The organism is Streptomyces sp. SGAir0957, from assembly GCF_043523415.1.
Genome location: NZ_CP027293.1, coordinates 2,127,377 through 2,147,883, shown reverse-complemented (window position 1 = coordinate 2,147,883; position 20,507 = coordinate 2,127,377). Strand labels below are relative to the sequence as shown.

Genomic DNA, 20,507 nt, shown 5'->3' with positions numbered 1-20,507 from the left:
CCGGACCCCGCTGCTCAATCGCCGCAGGGGCTTGATAGGCCCAACCCCGCAGGAACGCGATGGGCCCGACCCGCAGGGGCTTGGTACTTTCAGCCCCTCCGGCGATTGAGGAGCGGGGTCCGGGGCAGAGCCCCGTGGCCCGTACCGCAGCGCGGCTGGAAGGCTCAAGCGGCCGCAGGCAACGCCCCTGCCAGCCACGTAGGCACCCCGCCGAGCAACCGGAACAACCGCCCCGCCTCCGCCCGAAGCCGCGCGGAAACCTCCGGCTCCGCCTCGGCCTCCGCCAGAGACACCAGCGCCGGGGCGGTCCCCACGAGATACCCCAGCTCCTCCCGCAGTCGGAGCGACTCAGCGAACCCGTGACGGGCCTCCGCCAGCTCCCCCTCCCGCAGCGCGAGCCCGGCCAGCTGCCGCCAGGTGAAGGAGACGAGCAGCGCGTCCCCGTGGGCGGTGGCGCCCGCGTGGGCCCGTCGGTACGCGGCCCGGGCCGCCTGCGGCGAATCCGCGAGGTTCTCCGCCATCAGCCCGCGCCGGAAGTCGAGCAGCGCCCGCGCCGCCGCCCCGGGCGCGATGAGCGCCGCCGCGCGGCCGAACGCGGAGCGGGCCTCGTCGACCCGGTCCCGTACCTTCAACAGCGTGGAGGCGTACGCGAGTTGGCCCCGCTCGCAGGCGGCGGCGCCGCGCTCCTCGTCCGTGTGGGCCACGGCTTCCGCGGCGCGCAACGCGTCCTCCGCCTCGGCCCACCCCTGCTCCGTGTAGAGGCACCGCTCGCCGAGGAGCGCGGCGCGCTGGAGCGCGGCGGCGGGGTCGGCCGCGTGCCGGTCGAGCAGCGCTGCCGCGTCGGCCCAGCAGCCGCGGGAGCGCAGCCGCCATACCGCGGTCTGGAGTGGATCGTCCCCTGCGTTCGTTCCCTGACCAGACATGGCGGTATGCGCCACGTTGCCCTCCCCGAGCACGCCATCGAGCCGAGTTGTCGTGGGGCATCTCAGCACGGATCACGGCACCCGGCCAAGAGGGTGGGTGAAAGATTTCACAAAGGGAGGGGGTTCCGGATCCGCCACCGAACCGTTACTGCGCGGTGGCGGAGCGGCGATCGCGTCAGCTCATGCGCAGGGCCAGGAAGAAGTCCAACTTGTCTTCCAGGCGCGAGAGATCACGGTTCGTCAACTGCTCGATCCGCCCGACGCGGTAACGCAACGTGTTGACGTGCAGGTGGAGCCGCGCCGCGCACCGCGTCCACGAACCGTCGCAGTCGAGGAACGCCTCCAGGGTCGGGATCAGCTCCGCGCGGTGCTTGCGATCGTACTCGCGCAGCGGGTCCAGGAGGCGTGCGGTGAAGGCGCGGCGCACGTCGTCCGGGACGAAGGGCAGCAGCAGGACGTGCGAGGCCAGCTCCTGGTGGCCGGCCGCGCAGACCCGGCCCGTGCGGGCGGCGGCCACGCGCCGGGCGTGCCGGGCCTCCTCCAGGGCGCCGCGCAGCCCCTCCGCCGAGTGCACGGCCGCGCTGACGCCGATGGTCAGGCGGCCGTCGTCGGAGAGCCCCGCCGCCAGCGGGTCCCGTACGGCCGCGAGGAGCGAGTCGGCGATGAGGCCCTGCTCGGAGCCGTCGTGCTCGGCGGAGACCGCGGGCAGCGGGACGAGCGCCACGGCCTCGTCGCCGGTGTGGGCCACCGCGATCCGGTCGGACGGCTCGGAACCGGCCGCCAGCGGGTCGACCAGGATTTCTTCGAGGAGCGACTGGGCGACGGGGCCGCCCTCGATCTCCCCGCCCTCCCACTCGACACGGGCCACGACGACCTGCCAGTGCGGAGCCGCGCCGAGGCCGGGAAGGAGCACCGGGGCGGTCACGCGCAGGCGCGCGGCGATCTCGGCCGGGGCCGCGCCCGTCTGGACCAGTTCCAGGACCTCCTGGGCGAGCCGGCGGCGTACCGTACGGGCCGCGTCGCGGCGGTCGCGCTCCACGGAGATCAGCTGGGTGACGCCCTGGAGCAGGTCGAGCCGCTCCTCGGGCCAGTCGCTCGCGTCGGCCTCGACGGCGAGCAGCCAGTCCGACAGGACCGTCTCGCGCACGTCACGGGAGGCCATCACCGCGTTTCGGCCACCCGAGCGAATTCCGAAGACCGAGTACGTCGTGTGGTCGATCGTGACGCGGTGCGGTGCGCGGCGCCCCGAGCGGACGGCGGCGAGGTGCTCGGAGGCGAGCCGGGCGCACACGTCGGGGGGCAGCTCGGGCCCGGTCGCGGTCGACCCGGCGATGGCGCGGCCCGCGGGGGAGAGGACCCAGGCGCGCAGGTCCAGGTCGCTGCCGAGGAGGTCGAGGACGACGTCCGGGCCGCCGCCCGCCGGGCCGGACGTCATCAGCCGCCGGTGCCGGTCCACGACCGCCGCGAGGTCGCCCGCGCGCTCGCCGGAGACCTGCCGTACGACGTGCTCGGTGATGGTCGCGAACGCCACCGACTCGTTGACCGCGAACAGCGGCAGGCGGTGCCGGACGCACGCCTCCACCAGGTCCTCGGGGATCGCGCCCAGCTCGGCCTCGCCGGCCGCGAGCGCCGCGACGCCCGCCGTGGACAGGAGGCGCACGAACGGTTCCGAGTCGGCCTCGTTCCGGCGCCAGGCCAGGCCCGTGAGGACCAGCTCGCCCCCGGACAGATAGCGGCTGGGGTCCCGCAGGTCCGTGGTCATCACGCCGCGGACGGTGCGGTCCAGCTCGTCCTCGCCGCCGAGGAGCCTGAGGCCCAGCGCGTCCGTGTCCAGCAATGCGCGCAGCCGCATGTCTTCGTCGCCGCCGATCTGTCTCGAACTGTTTCTTGGGTTTCTGAAGGAAAACGAAGAGGTTACTGATGTCTTCCGTTCATACGAATCTACAAGACACCCGCGTTGGTCAGCCAACTCCTTCATGGTTTCCGTGACTGACCCTGGCGGAGCACAGGGCGGTGTACTGAGCCCACTCCACGTGAACAGCACATGAACGAGCCTCTGTGATCCGCACATCCGTGGCTCGAAGTGATCGAACGAACCACGAACGACGAAGAAGAGAGCCGCTCATGGACTTCCTTCGCCCCGCCAGCTGGGAGGAGGCGCTCGCCGCCAAGGCCGAGCACCCCACAGCTGTGCCGATTGCGGGTGGCACCGATGTGATGGTCGAGATCAACTTCGACCACCGGCGGCCCGAGTACCTCCTCGACCTCAACCGCATCGGCGAGCTGAGCGAGTGGGAGGCGGGCGAGGGCGACACCGTCCGGCTCGGTGCCTCCGTCCCCTACACCGCGATCATGGAGAACCTGCGCACCGAACTGCCCGGTCTCGCGCTCGCCTCCCACACCGTCGCCTCTCCGCAGATCCGCAACCGCGGCGGCGTCGGCGGCAACCTCGGCACCGCCTCGCCGGCCGGTGACGCCCACCCCGCCCTGCTCGCCGCCGACTGCGAGGTCGAGGTCGAGTCCGTACGCGGGCCCCGGCGCATCCCGATCGACGCGTTCTACACCGGCGTGAAGCGCAACGCGCTCGCCCCGGACGAGCTGATCCGCGCCGTCCACATCAAGAAGGCCGACGGGCCGCAGCAGTACTCCAAGGTCGGCACCCGCAACGCCATGGTGATCGCCGTGTGCGCCTTCGGTCTCGCCGTCCACCCGGAGACCCGGACTGTGCGCACCGGCATCGGCTCGGCCGCGCCGACCCCGATCCGCGCCAAGGAGGCCGAGCAGTTCCTCAATGCCGCGCTCGACGAGGGCGGCTTCTGGGACAACGGCAAGATCATCACCCCGTCGGTCGCCAAGCAGTTCGCGGACCTGTGCTCCGCCGCCTGCAACCCGATCGACGACGTGCGCGGCACCGCCTCGTACCGCCGCCACGCGGTGGGCATCATGGCCCGCCGCACGCTGACCTGGGCCTGGGAGTCGTACCGCGGCACCGCCCGTACGGAGGGAGTCGCGTAATGCGCGTCAATTTCACGGTCAACGGCCGGAAGCAGGAAGCCGACGACGTGTGGGAGGGCGAGTCCCTGCTGTACGTCCTGCGCGAGCGCATGGGCCTGCCCGGTTCGAAGAACGCCTGTGAGCAGGGCGAATGCGGCTCCTGCACCGTCCGCCTGGACGGCGTGCCGGTGTGTTCGTGCCTGGTCGCCGCCGGACAGGTGGAGGGCCGCGAGGTCGTCACCGTCGAGGGCCTCGCCGACTTCGCGAAGAACCGCGCCTGCGGGGGCCACGAAAGTCATGGGTTGTCCCTTCAGGACGCCCAGGGCTGGCAGGCGGGCGAGGGCACCGACTCGCAGACCGGCGAGGGCGCCGAACTCGCCCCGATCCAGCAGGCGTTCATCGACGCGGGCGCCGTCCAGTGCGGCTTCTGCACGCCGGGTCTGCTGGTCGCCGCCGACGAGATGCTGGAGCGCACCCCGAACCCGTCCGACGCGGACATCCGCGAGGCGCTGTCCGGCAACCTGTGCCGCTGCACGGGCTACGAGAAGATCATGGACGCGGTGCGGCTCGCTGCCGCGCGTCAGTCCGCACCTGTTTCCGGTCAGGGGGTCTGACGACATGGCCGACACACGTACCACGGGCATTCCCTTCAACGTCACGCAGCGCTCGCAGACCAAGGGCGGCATCGGCGAGTCCACGCTCCGCCCGGACGGCACCCTCAAGGTCACCGGCGAGTTCGCGTACTCGTCCGACATGTGGCACGAGGACATGCTGTGGGGCCAGATCCTGCGCTCCCCGGTCGCCCACGCCGAGATCGTCTCCATCGACACCGGCGAGGCGCTCGCGACGCCCGGCGTCTACGCGGTCCTCACCTACGACGACCTGCCCACCGAGATCAAGAACTACGGCCTGGAGATCCAGGACACCCCGGTCCTCGCGCACGGCAAGGTCCGCCACCACGGCGAGCCCGTCGCGATCGTCGCCGCCGACCACCCGGAGACCGCGCGCCGCGCCGCCGCCAAGATCAAGGTCGACTACCGCGAGCTGCCCGTCATCACCGACGAGGCGTCCGCGACCGCGCCGGACGCGATCCTCGTCCACGAGAACCGCGACGACCACCACATCGGCCACGTCCCGCACCCCAACATCGTGCACCGCCAGCCGATCGTGCGCGGCAATGTCGAGGAGGCCCGCAAGCGGGCCGACGTCATCGTCGAGGGCGACTACTACTTCGGCATGCAGGACCAGGCGTTCCTCGGCCCCGAGTCGGGTCTCGCCGTCCCGGCCGAGGACGGCGGCGTCGACCTCTACGTCGCGACCCAGTGGCTGCACTCGGACCTCAAGCAGATCGCCCCGGTCCTCGGCCTGCCCGAGGACAAGGTGCGGATGACGCTCTCCGGCGTCGGCGGCGCGTTCGGCGGCCGCGAGGACCTGTCGATGCAGATCCACGCCTGCCTGCTCGCGCTGCGCACCGGCAAGCCGGTCAAGATCGTCTACAACCGGTTCGAGTCGTTCTTCGGTCACGTCCACCGCCACCCCGCCAAGCTCCACTACGAGCACGGGGCGACCAAGGACGGCAAGATCACGCACATGTCGTGCCGGATCGTCCTCGACGGCGGCGCCTACGCCTCCGCCTCCCCGGCGGTCGTCGGCAACGCCTCGTCGCTCTCGGTCGGCCCGTACGTGATCGACGACGTCGACATCGAGGCCATCGCGCTCTACTCCAACAACCCGCCCTGCGGCGCCATGCGCGGCTTCGGCGCGGTCCAGGCGTGCTTCGCCTACGAGGCGCAGATGGACAAGCTCGCCGACCGGCTGGGCATGGACCGGGTCGAGTTCCGGCAGCTCAACGCCATGGAGCAGGGCACGATCATGCCCACGGGCCAGCCCGTCGACTCGCCGGCCCCGGTCGCCGAGATCCTGCGCCGCATCAAGGCGATGCCGATGCCGCCCGAGCGCCAGTGGGAGTCCAGCGAGGGCGCCGACGTGCGCCAGCTGCCCGGCGGCCTGTCCAACACCACGCACGGCGAAGGCGTCGTCCGCGGTGTCGGCTACGCGGTCGGCATCAAGAACGTCGGCTTCTCCGAGGGCTTCGACGACTACTCCACCGCCAGGGTCCGCATGGAGGTCGTGGGCGGCGAGCCCGTCGTCACCGTGCACACCGCCATGGCGGAGGTCGGCCAGGGCGGCATCACCGTCCACGCGCAGATCGCCCGCACGGAGCTGGGCGTCACGCAGGTGACGATCCAGCCCGCCGACACCCAGGTCGGCTCGGCCGGTTCGACGTCCGCCTCCCGCCAGACGTACGTCACCGGCGGCGCCGTCAAGAACGCCTGCGAGCTGGTGCGCGAGAAGGTCCTGGAGATCGGGCGCCGCAAGATGGGCACCTACCACCCGGCGTGGGCGACGGCCGAGCTGCTGCTCGAAGGCGGCAAGGTCGTCACCGACGGCGGCGAGGTCCTCGCCGACCTCGTCGACGTCCTGGAGGGCGAGGCCGTGGAGGTCGAGGAGGAGTGGCGCCACCGGCCCACCGAGCCCTTCGACCTCCGAACGGGCCAGGGCAACGGGCACGTGCAGTACTCGTTCGCCGCGCACCGCGCCGTCGTCGAGGTCGACACCGAACTCGGCCTGGTCAAGGTCATCGAACTGGCCTGCGCGCAGGATGTCGGCAAGGCGCTCAACCCGCTCTCCGTGATCGGCCAGATCCAGGGCGGCACCATCCAGGGCCTGGGCATCGCCGTCATGGAGGAGATCGTCGTCGACCCGAAGACGGCGAAGGTCAGGAACCCCTCCTTCACCGACTACCTGCTCCCCACCATCCTCGACACGCCGACCATCCCGGTCGACGTGCTCGAACTCGCCGACGAGCACGCCCCGTACGGGCTGCGCGGCATCGGCGAGGCCCCGACCCTGTCGTCCACCCCGGCCGTCCTCGCGGCGATCCGGAACGCGACGGGTCTCGCGCTCGACCGGACGCCCGTCCGGCCCGAGCACCTCACGGGCACGGCCGCGTCCGCGTAGCCGTCGCTTCCGCAGTATCCGGGGGGACGCCGTCCCGACGCCGTCCCCCCGGCCCTTAGTTGCGTCCGTCTCGGGCCGTCCCCCGGGTCGTGCAGCCATCCCAAATCCCGCACACGCAGTGGCAGTTCGCGGGTGCCCCTTTGAACCTTGGGAAACGAGGCACCATGACCCAGCAGTCCGTGGAGCCGAAGACCACCGCCGACGACGCGGGCGCGGGCTCGCGTCAGCCGGCCGGCCGGTCTTGGCTCGACAGGTACTTCCACATCTCCGACCGGGGATCCACCGTCGCGCGCGAAGTGCGCGGTGGCGTCACGACCTTCATGGCCATGGCGTACATCCTCCTGCTCAACCCCCTGATCCTGTCCGGCAAGGACGCCGCCGGTGACACCCTCGGCCAGAAGGCCCTGATCACCGCGACCGCCTTCGCCGCCGCGTTCACCACGCTCCTGATGGGCTTCGTCGGCAAGGTCCCGCTCGCCCTCGCTGCCGGCCTCTCCGTCTCCGGAGTGATCTCCTCGCAGGTCGCGCCCGAGATGACCTGGCCGCAGGCCATGGGCATGTGCGTGATGTACGGCGTCGTGATCATGCTGCTCGTCGTCACCGGGCTGCGCGAGATGATCATGAACGCGATACCGCTCGCCCTCAAGCACGGCATCACCATGGGCATCGGCCTGTTCATCGCGCTGATCGGCCTCTACAAGTCCGGCTTCGTGCACGTCGGCAAGGCGACGCCGCTGACGCTCGGCCCCGCGGGCGAACTGGCCGGCTGGCCGGTGCTGCTCTTCGCGGGCACGCTCCTCCTCATCTTCATGCTCCAGGCGCGCAACACCCCGGGCGCGATCCTGATCGGCATCATCGCCGGCACCGTCGTCGCGATGATCCTCAACGCGCTCGACGTGATCGACCCCAAGCAGTGGGCCAACGGCGCCCCGGAGCTGCCCGACAACGCGGTCTCCTCGCCCGACTTCTCGCTCTTCGGCCACGTCGAGTTCGGCGGCTGGGGCGAGGTCGGCGCGATGACCGTCGGCATGATCGTCTTCACGCTCGTGCTCGCCGGGTTCTTCGACGCGATGGCCACCATCATCGGCGTCGGCACGGAGGCCAAGCTCGCCGACGACAAGGGCCGGATGCCGGGCCTGTCCAAGGCGCTGTTCATCGACGGCGCCGGCGGTGCGATCGGCGGTGTGGCGGGCGGCTCGGGCCAGACCGTCTTCGTGGAGTCGGCGACGGGTGTGGGGGAGGGCGCCCGCACGGGCCTCGCCTCGGCTGTGACGGGCCTGTTCTTCGCGGCCTGCCTGTTCTTCACCCCCGTCACCGCGATCGTCCCGCAGGAGGTCGCGTCCGCCGCGCTCGTCGTCATCGGCGCCATGATGATGATGAACGCCCGGCACGTCGACTGGGCCGACCGCGCCACCGCGATCCCGGTCTTCCTGACCGTGGTCCTCATGCCCTTCACGTACACCATCACCACCGGTGTCGCCGCGGGCGTCATCTCCTGGGTCGCCATCAAGATCGCCCAGGGCAAGGCGCGGGAGATCGGGGCCTTCATGTGGGGCCTGACCGTGATCTTCCTCGTCTACTTCGCGCTGAACCCGATCGAGAGCTGGATGGGCGTGCACTGACCCCGGTCGGGCTTCCGTTCCCCTCCCGTAACCGTTAAGGAGACCGATCCATGCTGGACATCGCCGAAGAGCTCGACCGGTGGGTCGAGCAGGGACGCGACTTCGCCGTCGCCACCGTGGTGGCCGTCGGCGGCAGCGCGCCCCGGCAGCCCGGTGCGGCGCTCGCCGTCGACAGCGAGGGCACGGCGATCGGATCGGTCTCCGGGGGATGCGTGGAAGGAGCGGTCTACGAACTGTGCCGCGAGGCGCTCGAGGACGGCGCCTCCGTCCTCGAACGCTTCGGCTACAGCGACGACGACGCCTTCGCCGTGGGCCTCACCTGCGGCGGCGTCATCGACATCCTGGTCACCCCGGTACGGGCCTCGGACGGGGCCGTACGGAAGGTGCTCGCGGCGGCGCTGGCCGCTGCCGCGGCGGGGGAGGCGGCGGCGGTGGCCCGGGTCGTGTCGGGCCCTTCGGAACTGATGGGCCGGGCGCTGCTGGTCCGGGCGGACGGCTCGGTGGACGGCGGTTTCGGCGCCCACCCGGAGCTGGACCGCACCGTCGCGGAGGAGGCACGGGCGTACCTCGACGCCGGCCGCACCGCGACGCTGGAGATCGGTGAGCAGGGGTCGCGTTGCGGAGCACCGCTCACGCTGCTCGTGGAGTCCTCGGTGCCGGCCCCCCGGATGATCGTGTTCGGGGCGATCGACTTCGCGTCGGCGCTCGTGCGGATGGGGAAGTTCCTGGGCTACCGGGTGACGGTGTGCGACGCGCGGCCCGTCTTCGCGACAGCCGCGCGGTTTCCCGACGCGGACGAGATCGTGGTCGCGTGGCCCCACGAATACCTGGCCGGTACGGAGGTGGACGGGCGCACCGTGCTCTGCGTCCTCACCCACGACGCCAAGTTCGACGTGCCGTTGCTGCGGCTGGCGTTGCGCCTGCCTGTCGCGTACATCGGCGCGATGGGCTCCCGCCGCACCCACCTCGACCGCAACGCCCGCCTTCGCGAAGTCGGCGTGACGGAACTCGAACTGGCGCGTCTGCGGTCGCCGATCGGCCTCGACCTCGGCGCGCGGACACCGGAGGAAGTGGCGGTGTCGATCGCGTCGGAGATCGTGGCGCATCGTCGGGGCGGCAGCGGGGTCTCCCTGACCGGGGCACATACGCCGATCCACCATGAGGTGGGGCCGGGAGCGGGTTCGGGGTCTGGTCCGGCGCGGCGGATCGGGTCGGTGGCGTAGCGGTTCGTCCGCGGACCGGTGAGGGCTGGCCGCGCCTGTCCTCCGGGGGTAGGGGTTCGTCTGCCGGTCGCGTCGTGGCTGGTCGCGCAGTTCCCCGCGCCCCCGAAGGCCACGGCTTCGCCGCGCCTTCCCATCCGAGCGGGCGCTGACCGCCGCCCGTTGAGATGCCGCACGCAGTGCGCATCTCGGGGGCGCGGGGAACGGCGCGACCAGCCATGAGGCGACCGATACTTGGCCATGCTCCGTGATGCTGACGGCGTTGCCCTGTCGGCCACGGGGTGTGCGCCTGCTGAGATGGCGCACGTAGTGCGCATCTCGGGGGCGCGGGGAACGGCGCGACCAGCCACGACGAGACCGATACTTGACCACGCTCAGAACTGCGCGGGCAGTTGTGGCCAGGGTGGGGTCGCCGTAGCCCCCTCGGTCACAACTACCGCCCCGCGCAACCCCCTTGACGCCCCGCCCCGCATCCCCGACTCTCCTTTGGGAGCGCTCCCAACCCGTCGCCCCCGACCCACCCTGGAGTGAACCCGTGCGAGGTCCCCTCAGACGTGCTCGACGTGTCGGACGTGCCGTGACCACCGTCGCGGCCGCGACATTGGCCCTGTCCGCGACGGCCCTGGGCCACCCCGTCGCCGCCGTGGCCGAACAACCCGGCCCCCCACCGACCCGCCTCTACACCCCTCCCCCCAACCCCGACGCCGTCCGCCAGATCACCGGACTGGTCAAAGCGGGCCAGTACAAGGACGCGGCCGGCGTCACCGCCCTGGTCGCGACCCCGCAAGCCGTGTGGTTCGACAGTCAGGGCCCGGAGGAGGCCGAGGCGCGGGTCAGGGACGTCGTCGGGAAGGCGAGCCGGGCCCATGCCCTGCCCGTACTCGCCCTCTACAACATCCCGGGCCGCGACTGTTCCAACTATTCGGCGGGCGGCGCGGCGAACACCGCCGAGTACAAGGCGTGGATCGACGCCGTCGCCCGTGGCATCGGCGCCCGCGACGCCCTCGTCGTCCTGGAGCCCGACGCCCTCGCCCTGCTGCCCGCGGACTGCGGCCAGGACGACGCCGAGGGGACGAAGACGGCCGCCCGGTACACGGAGGTCAACTACGCCGTCGACACGTTGGAGCCGCTGCGCGGGACCCGGGTCTACCTCGACACCGGTCACCCCGCCTGGCACGCGGTCGGGTCCATCGCGCCCCGCCTCCTCAAGGGCGGCGTCCACCGCGCCTCGGGCTTCTACACCAACGCCTCCAACTACCAGACGGACGACGCCAATTCCTGGTACGGGAAGCTGATCTCGTCGTGCATCGCCCATATCGACGGGGGCGGGGCCGCCGCCGACTGCCCGAGTCAGTACACGCCCCGCGCCGAGGCCCAGGCCTGGCTCGACGCACACGTCCAGGTCCCCGCGGGGCGGATGACGCACTTCGTGACCGACTCCTCCCGCAACGGGCGGGGCCCGTGGACCCCGCCCGCGGGCAAGTACACGGACGCCCAGGACTGGTGCAATCCGCCGGACCGCGGCGCGGGCGCCCGCCCGACGCTGCGGACCGGCGACCCGTTGCAGGACGCCCGCCTGTGGATCAAGACGCCGGGCGAGTCGGACGGCCTGTGTCTGCGCGGGACCGAAGGCCCTGAGGATCCGGAGCGCGGAACCGTCGACCCCGCCGCCGGACAGTGGTTCCCGCAGCAGGCCCTCGAACTGGCCCGGTACGCCACCCCGCCCCTGCTGTAGCCCCGTTCAGTCAGCCGAAGGCAACCGCAGCGTCTCGAACGCCTCCTGTTCCGCCAGCGACCGCAGGAACGGGGCCGCCTCGAACGCCTCCGCCGGGCTGTACACCCCGGCCTTGCGGGGGCCTTCCCCGCCGGCGAGCCGGAGCACGGCCTCCACGGAGACCAGTGCTCCGGTCCGCCAGATGTCCCGGCCGCGCACGTGCGCGTTGTGCCCGCCGCCACCTGCCCGCACCACCTGCACGGCGACCGTGAACTCCGTACGGGCCCGCTCCTCGGGGCTCGCGTCGACGCTGCTGAAGACCTGCTCCTCCTCGAACGTCGACGCGGTGAGCTGCACCTCGACCGCCCGCGCCGGAACGTGCCGGGGCACCGTCACGACCTCCCCCGACGGGAACGGCACGATCGTCGTGCGCGGCCCGACCGGCGGCGGGAACGGGTACACGGCGTTGCGGATCTCGACGGGCCCGACGTGCTGCGCCCCGTCCGCGTACGAGATGCGGTCGATCTCCCCGATGAGCAGGTTCGCGGTGTCCACCGCGCCCCGTGTCATCCGCCACCCGGACACGGCGTAGCCGACGGTGACCTTCTCGATGCCCTCCCCGGCCGGCAGGCCCGCCGCGGCGGCGGAGGCGAGCAGGTCGCCGAGTCCGCCGTAGAAGCTCATCTGGGGGATGAGGACGGCTCCGGTGCGTTCGGCGGTGGACTGGCAGGTCTCGAAGAGGTGCTTGACCGGGTGCGGCTCGATGGCGTGGTCGACGTACGGGATCCCGGCCTCGGCGGCGGCTTCGGCGACCGGGGCGCCCGTCGTCGTGAACGGTCCCGCGCAGTGGTTCACGGCGTCGGCGCGCTCGGCGAGGCGGCGCAGGGCGGTGGTGTCGTCCAGGGGCGCCACATGGACGGTGACGCGGTCGGGGGTGGCGAGTTCGGCGGCGAGGGCCCGCAGGCCCGGCTCACCGCGTCCGGCGAGGATGACGTCCTGGCCGCGGGCGAGGAGTTCGGCGGTGACGAGGCGTCCGGTGTGTCCCGTGGCGCCGTAGACGGCTATGGCCATGAGGTGCTCACTTCCGTACGGAGGAGTGCGACGACCAAGTGGGACAAGATACAACTCATCCGTGTTGCCGACGAGTTGTCCGGCCCGGTCAACTCCCCTTGCGCAGCAGCCCGTTGATCGTCCGGCTGAACATCAGCCGGCCCGCCAGGGACAGGACGGGGTCGGCGAACGCCGGCACCCCGCGGACGCGCATCTCCTCGCGCCACTCGACGACCGAGGCGTCCGTGCCGAGCGGCCGTACCTCGATCTCGGCCCAGCCGGTGACGACCCGGCCGCGCTTCTCCAGGCGGCAGCGGCGCGGCGGCTGCCAGGCGACGACCTCCATCGGGTCGTCGAAGCCGATCCGGTCCGTCCCGGTCCGCGCCACGAACAGGGTGCCCGCCGCGGTCGGCGGGGGAGTGGTCACGGTGACACGGGTGAGCGGGACCACGTCGCCGTGGCGCTCCCAGTCGGTCAGGCGCTGCCAGGCCTCGGCGGCGGGCAGCTGGGTCTCTCGCACGAGATGGACATGGGCCATGCGGTGACCGTAGGCCCCGGCGGGCCGTGGCGCCGGGTGCCACGCGGCCGACAGGTGTTCGAAGGAAGACTTCTCAGGGCCGGTAGATCTTCCCCGGTTCCGCCGTGCCCGGCGCGAGGAGCTGCGGCACGGTGACGAACACGTAGCCCTTCTGCTTGAGCGTGTCGATGATGCCGGGGACGGCGGGGACCGTGCCTTTGTAGATGTCGTGCAGCAGGATGATGCTGTCGCGCTTCGTCGCCTCGACGGCGCGCTTCTGGATCAGGGCCGAGTCGGTGGTCGTGTAGTCCTTCGTGGTCACGTCCCACAGGATCTGGGCGAGGCCCTCCTCCTTGGCCAACCTGCTGACGTGGTCGTTCGTCCGGCCCTGGGGCGGGCGCATCAGCGTGGGGCGCTTGCCGGTCAGCTTCTCCACGGCGTCGTCGGTGCGTTTGAGCTCCGCCCGTATCCGCGCGTCGTCGAGGTCCGTGAGGATCTTGTGGTCCCAGGTGTGGCTGGCCAGCTCGTGGCCCTCCCTGGCCATGCGCTTGACCAGGTCCGGGTGTGTGGCGATGTGGTTCTTGCCGAGGAGGAAGAACGTCGCCGGGACCTTCTTGTCCTTGAGGATGTCCAGGAGCCTCGGGCTGTTCTCGCTGGGGCCCGCGTCGAAGGTGAGCGCGACGCACTTGGCCTTGCGGCAGTCGACGGTGCCGAACTGGCCGGCCGCTCGCGCGCCGCCCGCCTTCGCGTCGGTGGCGGGAGCGGCCTTGCGGGCGCCGCTCGGGCTCGTCGTGTCGAACTGCGTACAGCCGCTCAGGCCGAGCGAGAGGGCTCCGGCGGCCGCGAGAGCGGCGACCGCACGGAACCCTCGTCGCGTTTTCGTCATCTTCACAGGTGCAGCGGGCATGAGATCACTATACATCCGGTGTATACACCGGATGTATACCTATCTGAGCTGCGGTTTTACCGGCCTGCCTCTCGGTAAGCGATGCGCAGTTTGGCCAGTGCCCCCGCCTGGTCGCCGCTCAGGGACAGGTGCTCCGCCTCGGCGAACGGCTTGGCCCACGCCGCCGTGACCTTGTCGCCCGCCTTCTGCTGGACGGCCAGCCGCGCCTTCTCGACCAGCGTGCGCCCGGCTTTGCCGCCCGGCGTCTTCACAGGCGTCTTCGCTGACGTCGTGAGCCCGTACCCGTACGGGAACTGCGGCTCGTAGACGCGGTCGCCGACGTTGATCGGCAGCTGCGCCTCCGACTTCGGCCACGTCACCGGGAGCTGTCCGGTGAAGGGGCGCCTGCCGTAGAGCACGTCGGCGACGCCGTCGCCCTCGGTGCCCGGCAGCCAGGACGCGACGAGCCCGTCGACGGCGCCCGGCGCGTCGCCGAGCAGGTCGCCGATGAGCTGCGGACGGCCGGACACGACGAGCACGACGCACTTCATGGCGCCGCACACCTTGGTCACGGCCGCCTTGTCGGCGGCGGTCAGCTCCAGGTCGTTGCCGTTGCCGACGTCGCCGATGCCCTCCGCGTAGGGGGTCTCGCCGACGACGACCACGCCCACGTCGTACCCGGACGTCGGCGCCGAGGCGTCCTTGGAGTAGTCGATCGCGGCGCCCGGGGACGCCTTCCGCATCGCCTGGAGGATGGTGGTGCCGTCCGTGTGCGTACCGGACTGGCCCTGCCAGGTGATGGTCCAGCCACCGGTCTGGTTGCCGAGGTCGTCGGCGTTGGAACCGGCGACGTACACCTTCTGCGACTTCTTCAGCGGCAGGACGTTCCCGGCGTTGCGCAGTAGTACCTGCGACTCCGCGGCGGCCTGCCGGGCGACGGCGCGGTGCGCGGCGCCGCCGAAGTCCTTGCTGCGGGAGGTGTCGGCGTACGGCTTCTCGAACAGGCCGAGCCTGAACTTCTGGGTCAGGATGCGGGCGACCGCGTCGTCCACGCGCGCGTGGCTGATCCGGCCCGCCTCGACCTCGCCGAGCAGCGTCGACTCGAAGTCCGCGTAGGCGTTCGGCACCATGATCATGTCGAGGCCCGCGTTGATCGACGTACGGACGTCGGAGGCGTAGTCGCCCGGGATCTGGTCGATGCCCGCGTAGTCGCTGATGACGAAGCCCTCGAAGCCGAGCTTGCCCTTCAGCTCGCCGTTGATCATCGCGGCGTTCGCGTGCATCTTCACGGGGCCCTCGTCGTCGCCGATGATGTCGAGCGACGAGTACGACGGCATGACCGAGCCGACGCCCCGCTTCACGGCCTCGCCGAACGGGGCGAGGTGCACGGCCTCCAACTCCTGCCGCGTCACCTTTGTGATGCCCTGGTCGATCGTGTACGTGCCCGTCGTCGACGAGCCGTACTCGGTGCCGCCGTCGCCGACGAAGTGCTTCGCGGTGGCGAGCACCTTGTCGTTCCGGTCGAGGTCGCGGCCGTCGGCGCGGCCCTGGAAGCCCTGGATCACCGTCTCCATGGACTTCACGAGCGCCGGGTCCTCGCCGAACGACTCGTAGGAGCGGCCCCAGCGCTCGTCGCGCGTCACGCACAGGCACGGCGCGAAGTCCCAGGGGACGCCGGTGGCACGTACCTCGGAGGCGGTCACCGCGCCGGTCCTCTCGGCGAGCGCGGGGTCGCGGGTCGCGCCGATGCCGATGTTGTGCGGCATGACCGTCGCGCCGACCACGTTGTTGTGGCCGTGCACCGCGTCCACGCCGTAGATCAACGGGATCTGGAACCGGGTCGCCCGCGCCCGCAGCTGATAGCCGTCGATCATCTTCGCCCAGCCCTCGGGCGTGTTCGGGGTCGGCACCGAGCCGCCGCCGGAGAGCAGCGAGCCCAGGTGGTACCCGGCGATGTCGCTGGGGGACTTCAGCGCGGCCCGCTCGGCCTGCGTCATCTGCCCGACCTTCTCCTCCACGGACATCCGGGAGACGAGGTCGGCCACGCGCTTCTTCACGGGGAGCTTCGTGTCGAGGTACGGCAGGCCGTGGGCGTCGATGACGACCTGCGGGTTCTCGGCGGGCGCCTTGGCGCCGGTCACGGTCAGCTTCAGCGGAATCGTCTCGGCGGCCTCGGCCCGGTCCCGGTCCTTGCCGGTCGCGACGGTGACGACCTTCGAGGCGCCGGAGGCGGTGCCGGCCGGGAAGGTGACCGTGCCGCGGACCGGCTTGTAGTCCTTGCCGGGTTCGGCCGTCCCGCCCTCGCTCGCGTATGTGACGGTGACGGCGTCCTCGACGGGAACGTTGCCGGTGGTCGTGACGGAGAGCCGGACCCTGGCCGTGCCGCCCTCCTTGACCGGGTACACCCCGGCGTCGGTGGCCACCTGCGCGCGCAGGGCCTGATCGGCCTTCCCGTACAACTCGACGTCGTCGACGGCGAACCGGCCCTTCACCCCGGTCGGCAGCGTGACCGCGTAGCCCCACATCTTGTCGAGGCCGAGGACGTGGTCGATGCCGCCGACGGGCTGGTAGTCCGTGCGGTACTCGAACCGCGTGAACGGCAGCTCGACCTGGTGCCAGCCCTGCCAGTCGTCGGTGAACGACGTGGTCCACAGCTCGGACGCCTCGCCGTGCGCGCCGCCGTCCTTGATCTCGAAGCTGATCTTCTTTCCGGTGCCCGGCGGCAGCGGTTCGGCGTTCTGGCCGTACCACCAGAAACGGATGCCCCGGGACGCCGACCAGTCGTGGGCGGGCTTGTCGGCGGCGTAGTCGTGGGTGAAGCCGCCGTAGGAGCTGATGTCGTACGACCCTTCGAGCACCTTGGCGCCCTCGGGTGCGTCCGCGCGCTCCTCAAGGGTGAGCGCGGGGTGGTCGTCGGCGTCGCCGCCCCACGTGAAGAGCCCCTCGGCGGGCTGCGCGGCGAAGGGGACCTCGCCCTCGAAGCGGTCGACGGGTACGGGCGCGGGGTCGTCCGCCGACGCCTGCCCCGCGGTGGTGAGCGGCAGCAATCCGGCGGCCAGCGCGGAGACGGCGAGCAGCGCCGCCCGTCTCCGGCGGCCTGTCGTGTGAACGGGGTGACGCAAGATTCCCTCCCGATGATCCTGTGACGGACGGTGGTGGTGCATCGCGGAGTTCCTTAATTCAAGCGTTGAGTTAAAGCGGGGGCCGTGGGGGCGTCAAGGCTTCGGGACGTAAAGGCGGCCAGGGGTCGCGGACAGCGGTCGCGGGCCGATTGACAGCGCCGCCGTCGCCCCGGATCGTGTGCGGAGGTTGTGGCATCGGACGGTCGGGGGGAACCGCGATGGGGTGGCCGGGGGACGAGAGACATACTGAACACCCGCCGTGGCAAGGCCAGTTCGGGCCGCCGGCCGACATGCCCGGCCCGCCGTCGCCGGGCCATGGGTCGCCCGGCGACGGCGGGCCGCCCGCCGGGCTGCCACCCATGCCGCCCATGCCGCCGACGCCGCCCGCGCCCCCGCCCGGCCCCGCCGAACCCCTCCGCGCCCTGACCGCCGGGCTGCTCAACCTCTCCGGCCTCGGGCTCGGTTACCTGTGGCTCGGGCGGCGGGCGCTCGCCGGGCTGTGCCTGGCGGCCACCGCCGCGCTGCTCGTCGTCGCGCTGCCCGCGGAGCCGGACGGCGTGCCCCGCTGGGCGCTCGTCGGATATCCGGCGCTGCTGCTGATCGCGGCCGCGGACGGGGCGCGGCGCGGGCTGCGCTCCCCGCGACCGCCTACCCGGCCCGGATCGCGGCCCGTTCTGGTGCTCGGCCTCGCCGTGGCCCTGCTCGCCGTTCCCGCCGGAGGGGCCGTCGCCTACGGGCAGTTGCGGGACGAGGCCGTCGAGGAGATGCTGCTCGACCGGCTCGCCGCCGCCGACGCCCTCGTCAACGGGGCGGCCGGGAAGGACTTCGGGCAGGCGCGCCCCGCCTATCGCGGCGCGCTCGACCGGTACCGCTCCCTCGTCGAGGACCACCCCGACTCCCGCGCCGCACACCGCGTCCACGACAGCCTCGACACCTACTACCGGACGGTCGCCGCGCCCTACGCGAAGGGCGACCACTGCGCGGCCGTCACCCCGCTCGAACACCTGCGCACCATCCCCGACCGCATCGACCGCGCCACGCTCGGCACCCTCGCCACCTGGCCCGACAAGCCCTTCGCCGCCTCCCTCCTGGCCTGCGGCACCGGCAAACTCGGCACGGCCGAGAGCGACGGCCGCGGCGGTGAACTCGGCGAACTCCTGCGGACGTTCCCCGAGTCGGACCAGGCCGCCGAGGTGACCCCCGCCCTGCGCAAGGCCGTCGACCAGCGCGCCGCCGCCCTCTCCGGCACCGCACCGTGCCGCGCCACCGACGAGCTGCGCCGCATCGGCGACACCGCGAAGGCCCTCCCGGACCCGGCCCCCGGGCAGGTGCGGGGCGCCGTCGACCGGGCCGTGCGCGACGGCGTCTACGCCTGCGGCATCGACCAGTTCGAGGACCGCGCGTTCGGCGCCGCCCGCAAGACACTGGCCGGCTTCTCGGCCACCTACAAGGACGATCGGCGCCGCGCCCGCGCCCGGCAGATCGCCGTCGCCGCCGAGATCGCCGAGCAGCGCCCCTCCGCGGGGCTGCGGCTGCCGCCCGCCCACGCCCCCGGCGGCGCCCGGATGCGGCTGGTGATCAGCAACGACGGGCCCGACCCCGTCGAGATCCTCTACACGGGCCCCGTCACCGGCCGCGTGACCATCGGTGGCTGCGCCGCGTGCTCCACGTACGCCAGCGAGGCCGCGGGCAACAGCGGGGCCTGCAAGGCGAGCGGCAGGAACTACCCGCGGACGACGCTCCGGCTGCCGGCCGGGACGTACCACTTCCTGCACAAGCCGCACGGCGCGGACGCCTCCGCGCGCAGCCGCGCCGCCGGGAGCGACATCCAGCCCGGATACACGTACACGCAGTGCAGCTTCGTGGTGCGCAGCGGGCTCGGCGCGGACCTCTGACCGGAGCCGGGCGCCGCCGTGACGGCTTGCGCGGGGCCCATTTTTCGGGCGCCCGGTACCCGCATCGGGCCGCGCGCCTTGCCCGGCCCGGACGGCGGACCCTAGATTCGCGGGATTCCACACGGGGGCACGGGGAAGCGGGCGTGATCGGTCATGGGTCGCTGGGGCGGCGGAAGCGTGGGGCGCGGTGTGCCGGGGGCGGCGGGGGTGGCGGGGCCGGGCGGGCGGCGGCTCGGCGGCGGCTGGCAACGGCCCGACCGGGAGAGGCGCCGCCCCCGGCCCCGCAACCCCGTCCCACCGGGCGACAGGGCCGCGCCACCGCGAACCGGCACCGAAGGCGCCGCCGGAGAGGCCGCCGGGGACGCCGTCGGAGGGGTTGCCGGGGAGGCCGCCGGGGAGGCGTGGCCGGGCGCGCCGGTAAACTGATCAGTGCGTCGGCCGGTGGTCCGGCGCGCGGCGGTGGGGCCCGCCGCACCCAACCGCGGCCTGCACGCCGCCAACGGTCCCTGCTTGCGACGATGTGCACGCGCGCCGCTGTGCCGGTGCGGGTGTCCGGCGAGTAGGAGAGGTCCCGTTGAGCAAGTCGGAAGAGAACCGGTCCGCCTCGGAAGAGAACCGGTCGGCGGCGTCCGGCACGTCCGTGCGCGGCGAGCCCGCCGACCCCGACGTCGCACCCGTCGACCCTGACGTCGCACCCGTCGATCCCGACATCGCAGCCGTCGATCCCGACGTCGCACCCGTCCCGCCCCCCGAACCCGGCCCGGGGCTGTGGCGCGGCCAGGGGTCCGTTCTCGCCGCCGTCGCGTTCGGCGGAGCCCTCGGTGCCTCGGCACGCTACGGGGCCTCGCTGCTCTGGCCGACGGCGACCGGCGCGTTCCCGTGGACGACGCTCGCGGTCAACGGGGCCGGCTGCGCCCTGATGGGCGTCCTCATGGTCCTGATCACCGAGGTGTGGCGGGCGCACCGGCTCGCCCGCCCGTTCCTCGGCACCGGCGTCCTCGGCGGCTTCACCACGTTCTCGACGTACGCGGTCGACATCCGGCAGCTGACCGACCTCGGCGAGGCCCGTACCGCGCTCGGCTATCTGGCCCTGACCGTGGGCATCGCGCTCGCCGCCGTGTGGGCGGGCGCCGGGCTCACCCGCCACCTCGTCGCGGGAGGTGCCCGGTGAACTGGCTGCTCGTCATCGTCGGCGCCATGGTCGGCGCCCCCTTGCGCTACGCCACCGACCGCGCCGTCCAGGCCCGTCACGACACGGTGTTCCCCTGGGGCACGTTCACGGTGAACGTCGCGGGATCGCTCGTCCTCGGACTGATCACCGGCGCCGTCGCCGCGGGCGCCGCCTCGTCCCAGCTCCAGCTCCTGATCGGAACGGGACTGTGCGGCGCCCTCACGACGTACTCCACCTTCTCCTACGAGACCCTGCGCCTCGCCGGGACGGGCGCCCGCTTCTACGCGGTGCTCAACGTGGCCGGCAGCATCGCCGCGGGCCTCGGCGCCGCCTTCACGGGGGCGGCGCTGGCCCAGGCGTTCTGGGCCTGAC

The 20,507-nt window shown here is 72.3% G+C and carries 15 protein-coding genes; 9 read left to right on the top strand and 6 right to left on the bottom strand.

The window, feature by feature from the left end:
* Positions 1 to 164: 164 nt before the first annotated feature.
* Together C1N81_RS14600 and C1N81_RS14595 are read right to left on the bottom strand one after the other, a co-directional pair.
* Positions 165 to 938, bottom strand: a complete 774-nt coding sequence (locus C1N81_RS14600) for a hypothetical protein (protein ID WP_394429245.1) — start codon at positions 936 to 938, stop codon at positions 165 to 167.
* Positions 939 to 1,098: 160 nt separating this feature from the next.
* Positions 1,099 to 2,775, bottom strand: a complete 1,677-nt coding sequence (locus tag C1N81_RS14595; RefSeq protein ID WP_394429244.1) for a PucR family transcriptional regulator — start codon at positions 2,773 to 2,775, stop codon at positions 1,099 to 1,101.
* A gap of 272 nt (positions 2,776 to 3,047) precedes the next feature.
* Here C1N81_RS14595 and C1N81_RS14590 point away from each other — a divergent pair, with 272 nt between their 5' ends.
* The 6 genes from C1N81_RS14590 to C1N81_RS14565 all read left to right on the top strand — a co-directional run bounded on the left by C1N81_RS14590 (position 3,048) and on the right by C1N81_RS14565 (position 11,515).
* On the top strand, positions 3,048 to 3,938 hold the full coding sequence (locus tag C1N81_RS14590) for an FAD binding domain-containing protein (RefSeq protein ID WP_394429243.1): 891 nt from the start codon (positions 3,048 to 3,050) through the stop codon (positions 3,936 to 3,938).
* Entirely contained in the window at positions 3,938 to 4,531 is a 594-nt protein-coding gene (locus tag C1N81_RS14585) for a (2Fe-2S)-binding protein (protein ID WP_394429242.1), read from the top strand. Before C1N81_RS14590 ends, C1N81_RS14585 begins: the two co-directional genes overlap by 1 nt.
* A gap of 4 nt (positions 4,532 to 4,535) precedes the next feature.
* A complete protein-coding gene (locus C1N81_RS14580) occupies positions 4,536 to 6,938 on the top strand; it encodes a xanthine dehydrogenase family protein molybdopterin-binding subunit (protein WP_394429241.1) in 2,403 nt (800 codons plus the stop codon).
* A gap of 164 nt (positions 6,939 to 7,102) precedes the next feature.
* Positions 7,103 to 8,560 carry an NCS2 family permease gene (locus C1N81_RS14575; RefSeq protein WP_394429240.1) on the top strand — a complete coding sequence of 486 codons (1,458 nt, stop codon included), beginning with the start codon at positions 7,103 to 7,105 and terminating at the stop codon, positions 8,558 to 8,560.
* 50 nt (positions 8,561 to 8,610) lie between these two features.
* Positions 8,611 to 9,783, top strand: a complete 1,173-nt coding sequence (locus C1N81_RS14570) for an XdhC family protein (RefSeq protein WP_394429239.1) — start codon at positions 8,611 to 8,613, stop codon at positions 9,781 to 9,783.
* A gap of 574 nt (positions 9,784 to 10,357) precedes the next feature.
* Positions 10,358 to 11,515, top strand: a complete 1,158-nt coding sequence (locus C1N81_RS14565; RefSeq protein ID WP_394429238.1) for a glycoside hydrolase family 6 protein — start codon at positions 10,358 to 10,360, stop codon at positions 11,513 to 11,515.
* Between the two features lie 6 nt (positions 11,516 to 11,521).
* Here C1N81_RS14565 and C1N81_RS14560 read toward each other — a convergent pair whose 3' ends face one another.
* From C1N81_RS14560 to C1N81_RS14545, 4 genes are all read right to left on the bottom strand, one after another.
* Positions 11,522 to 12,565, bottom strand: coding sequence for a saccharopine dehydrogenase NADP-binding domain-containing protein (locus tag C1N81_RS14560; protein ID WP_394429237.1), 1,044 nt, complete (start codon positions 12,563 to 12,565; stop codon positions 11,522 to 11,524).
* 88 nt (positions 12,566 to 12,653) lie between these two features.
* Complete coding sequence (locus tag C1N81_RS14555; protein ID WP_394429236.1) at positions 12,654 to 13,082, bottom strand: SRPBCC family protein; 429 nt, start codon at positions 13,080 to 13,082, stop codon at positions 12,654 to 12,656.
* Positions 13,083 to 13,155: 73 nt separating this feature from the next.
* A complete protein-coding gene (locus C1N81_RS14550; RefSeq protein ID WP_394437955.1) occupies positions 13,156 to 13,947 on the bottom strand; it encodes a polysaccharide deacetylase family protein in 792 nt (263 codons plus the stop codon).
* 77 nt (positions 13,948 to 14,024) lie between these two features.
* Positions 14,025 to 17,111, bottom strand: a complete 3,087-nt coding sequence (locus C1N81_RS14545; protein WP_394429235.1) for a glycoside hydrolase family 3 protein — start codon at positions 17,109 to 17,111, stop codon at positions 14,025 to 14,027.
* Positions 17,112 to 17,437: 326 nt separating this feature from the next.
* On the opposite strand from C1N81_RS14545, the gene C1N81_RS14540 reads away from it, so the two are divergent.
* The 3 genes from C1N81_RS14540 (at position 17,438) to crcB (ending at position 20,506) form a co-directional block, all read left to right on the top strand.
* On the top strand, positions 17,438 to 18,964 hold the full coding sequence (locus tag C1N81_RS14540; RefSeq protein ID WP_394429234.1) for a hypothetical protein: 1,527 nt from the start codon (positions 17,438 to 17,440) through the stop codon (positions 18,962 to 18,964).
* A 709-nt stretch (positions 18,965 to 19,673) separates the two neighbouring features.
* Positions 19,674 to 20,135 carry a fluoride efflux transporter FluC gene (locus tag C1N81_RS14535; RefSeq protein WP_394437953.1) on the top strand — a complete coding sequence of 154 codons (462 nt, stop codon included), beginning with the start codon at positions 19,674 to 19,676 and terminating at the stop codon, positions 20,133 to 20,135.
* Complete coding sequence (gene crcB / locus C1N81_RS14530; protein ID WP_394429233.1) at positions 20,132 to 20,506, top strand: fluoride efflux transporter CrcB; 375 nt, start codon at positions 20,132 to 20,134, stop codon at positions 20,504 to 20,506. The genes C1N81_RS14535 and crcB overlap by 4 nt, the downstream gene beginning before the upstream one ends.
* The last annotated feature ends 1 nt before the right edge of the window (position 20,507 follow it).

Excerpts from the sequence above, each read along its gene's own strand:
- C1N81_RS14580 (WP_394429241.1), top strand. The coding sequence starts at position 4,536 with ATGGCCGACACACGTACCACGGGCATTCCCTTCAACGTCACGCAGCGC.
- C1N81_RS14585 (WP_394429242.1), top strand. The coding sequence starts at position 3,938 with ATGCGCGTCAATTTCACGGTCAACGGCCGGAAGCAGGAAGCCGACGAC.
- C1N81_RS14550 (WP_394437955.1), bottom strand. The coding sequence starts at position 13,947 with ATGACGAAAACGCGACGAGGGTTCCGTGCGGTCGCCGCTCTCGCGGCC.
- C1N81_RS14575 (WP_394429240.1), top strand. The coding sequence starts at position 7,103 with ATGACCCAGCAGTCCGTGGAGCCGAAGACCACCGCCGACGACGCGGGC.
- C1N81_RS14545 (WP_394429235.1), bottom strand. The coding sequence starts at position 17,111 with ATGCACCACCACCGTCCGTCACAGGATCATCGGGAGGGAATCTTGCGT.
- C1N81_RS14555 (WP_394429236.1), bottom strand. The coding sequence starts at position 13,082 with ATGGCCCATGTCCATCTCGTGCGAGAGACCCAGCTGCCCGCCGCCGAG.
- C1N81_RS14540 (WP_394429234.1), top strand. The coding sequence starts at position 17,438 with ATGCCGCCGACGCCGCCCGCGCCCCCGCCCGGCCCCGCCGAACCCCTC.
- C1N81_RS14590 (WP_394429243.1), top strand. The coding sequence starts at position 3,048 with ATGGACTTCCTTCGCCCCGCCAGCTGGGAGGAGGCGCTCGCCGCCAAG.
- C1N81_RS14570 (WP_394429239.1), top strand. The coding sequence starts at position 8,611 with ATGCTGGACATCGCCGAAGAGCTCGACCGGTGGGTCGAGCAGGGACGC.
- C1N81_RS14560 (WP_394429237.1), bottom strand. The coding sequence starts at position 12,565 with ATGGCCATAGCCGTCTACGGCGCCACGGGACACACCGGACGCCTCGTC.
- C1N81_RS14595 (WP_394429244.1), bottom strand. The coding sequence starts at position 2,775 with ATGCGGCTGCGCGCATTGCTGGACACGGACGCGCTGGGCCTCAGGCTC.